Here is a 2,239-nt window from a genome sequence, read left to right on the forward strand (position 1 = left end):
AACCGCAACGACAGCCGCGTCAGCCGCATCGAGCCCGGCCGCGACCAAGCCGAAGCGGCGCGCGCCCTCGGTCGAGGCCCGCGTGATCCGCGAATTGCATCGCCACGGGATCTATTGGTGATTGACAGGTAGCCCTCTTCATCGAGCGTCCATTCACCAGCGATAGCCGAGCGTCGCGATAACGGTCAGCGGTGCGCCGCGGTAGCAATATCCGACCTGGCACGTCGTGTAGTGCAGGTTGAACAGGTTCTTGGCGTTGACCTGGAACTGAAGTCCTTTCAGCTCCTTCGCCGCCTGGCCGAAATCATATTTCAGCGCCGCGTCGACCAGGGTCACCGAGCTATTCTTGAACGTGTTGAGGTCGTCGCCATAGCTCCATGACATATAACGCGCACCACCGCCGATGCTCAGTCCCGCAAACGGGCCTGCCAGCGGCAATGTATAGTTCGCCCACAGCGTCGCAGTGTGGGGCGGATTTCCCGACGGAAACTTGCCGACCAGCGCGCTGTCTCCGGCCTGCTTGGTGACCATGTCGAGATAGGTGTACGACGAGGTGAGGTCGAAACCGCCGCCGAGGCTCGCGAGGCCCTGCAATTCGAAGCCGCGGCTCCGGATCTCGCCGCGCTGGACCGTCACGCCCGTTCCCGTCGTCACCAGGCCGCCATCCTGCGTCAGGTCGAACACCGCGGCGGTGACGAAGCTCCGCGTCCCCAGCGGCTGATACTTGACGCCGATCTCGGTCTGCTCGCCGGTGGTCGGCTTGAAGAAGGCACCCGAGGGATCGACGCCAAGATTGGGAAAGAACGAGGTCGAATAGGCGACGTAGGGTGCAATTCCGGAATCGAACACGTAGGTCAGCCCGGCTCGACCGCTATAGGCCTGTTCGGATTGCTGCTGCCGGGTCAACGCGAACAGATCCTCGCCGGTGGTGCGGACCCAGTCGCTGCGGCCGCTCAGCGTCAGGATCCAGTGATCGAGCTTGGCCTGGTCCTGGATGTAAATTCCAGACTGGGTCTGCCGCTGCCGCGTCGAGGACGAGATCGCGGGATCGGGAATCGATTCCGGCACGTAAGCCGGCGCGGCCAGATTGAGATCGGAGACGCCGAAGCCGAATCCCTGCTTGTCGTTGAACTTCGACGAGGTGTAGTCGGTGCCGATCAGGAGCGTGTGCTGCACCGGGCCGGTCGAGAGCTTGGCCTCCACCTGGTTGTCGATGATGGCCGATTGCAGCGTGTCGTGGACGTAGCCGGTGTAGCGCGAGACGACATTGCCGACGGGCGCACCGAGAAAGCCGACATAGCGGGTGACCGCATCGACGTCGACATAACGGAATTTCTGGCGAACGGTCACGGCGTTGTTGAACGCATGCTCGAACAAATAGCCGACGCGTCCCTGTTCCTGATCGAGCGAATTGTAGGACGGGCTGCCGGTGAAGATGTCCGTGGTGGTGCCGGTGCCCGAAGAGTAGGTGAACATCGACCCGGGCGTCTTCGATTTCTGGTAGGCGCCGAGAATCGTCAGGGTCGTCGACTGATCCGGTTTCCAGGTGACGGCCGGAGCGACGTAGGTGCGATTGTCCTTGCCGCCGGGCACGAACACGTCGGCGTCGCGCACGACGCCGGTCAGCCGATACGAGAACTGGCCGTTGGGATCGATCGGCCCCGAGAGATCGAAATTCCCCTGGATGCGCTCGCGGTCGCCGAACAGCGTCTGCACCTCATGGAACGGCTGGCTGGTCGGTAGCTTGCTCTGCAGGTCGATCAATCCGCCGGGCGAGCCGAGGCCGTAAAGCGCCGAGCTCGGTCCGCGGACCACGGTGATGCTGTCGGCGCCATAGGGCTCAGTCTTGAACACGCTGAGACCGGCGCCGACGAGGCGCAACCCGTCGAGATAGACACCGTTGTAGGTAACGTCGAAGCCGCGGATCGAGATGGCGTCGAAGCGTGGATCGTAGCCGGAGGCATCGATGCGGACGCCCGGTTGATAGCCGACGGCCTCGGTCAACGTCTGCACGGCGCGATCGTTGAGCTCCTTGCGCGTCACCACCGAGATCGACTGCGGGCTCTCCAGCAATGGTGTGTTCGTCTTCGTGCCCGCCGTGCTGCCGCTTGCAACATAGCTGCTCTCGCTCGACGCATTGCTACGGCCGCTACCAGCCTCGCGCGTATCAGGGCTTCTGGCTTGGCCGGCTGCGGAATTGCGCGGCGGCGCGGCGCGGCCACGCTGCGATTGCGAGGCG

1 protein-coding gene is annotated in these 2,239 nt (G+C 63.7%); it reads right to left on the reverse strand.

The window, feature by feature from the left end; genetic code table 11:
- Positions 1–153 precede the first annotated feature (153 nt).
- Positions 154–2,239 (reverse strand): TonB-dependent siderophore receptor (locus MOV75_RS35285; protein WP_247007654.1); only part of this gene is annotated, 2,086 nt, incomplete at its 5' end.

The sequence above is a fragment of the Bradyrhizobium sp. PRIMUS42 genome (assembly GCF_023006515.1).
GTDB lineage: Bacteria > Pseudomonadota > Alphaproteobacteria > Rhizobiales > Xanthobacteraceae > Bradyrhizobium.